Here is a 232-nt window from a genome sequence, read left to right on the forward strand (position 1 = left end):
GTTGGTGTCGTTCGTCGGTGAACGTCCCGACGTGGGCCTGGAGTCGGTGGCGGTCGCGTTGGCGGGGCGCGACGGATTACGGCATCGCCTGGCCGTGGTGGGTGAGTCCACCGACGAACTCTCGAACCGGCTCAGGGAATTCCTCGCCGACGAGCTGCCGGCCGGGGCTGCCCGTGGAGTAGCCGACGCCCGGCCCAAGGTGGCGTTCGTGTTTCCGGGGCAGGGGTGGCAG

At 70.3% G+C, this 232-nt stretch carries 1 protein-coding gene; it reads left to right on the forward strand.

Annotated elements, in window-relative coordinates; genetic code table 11:
* On the forward strand, positions 1-232 hold a 232-nt coding region (locus GTY47_RS40805), incomplete at both ends, for a hypothetical protein (RefSeq protein ID WP_234025794.1).

This window comes from Streptomyces sp. SID5464 (assembly GCF_009862985.1).
GTDB classification, from domain to species: domain Bacteria; phylum Actinomycetota; class Actinomycetes; order Streptomycetales; family Streptomycetaceae; genus Streptomyces; species Streptomyces chartreusis_D.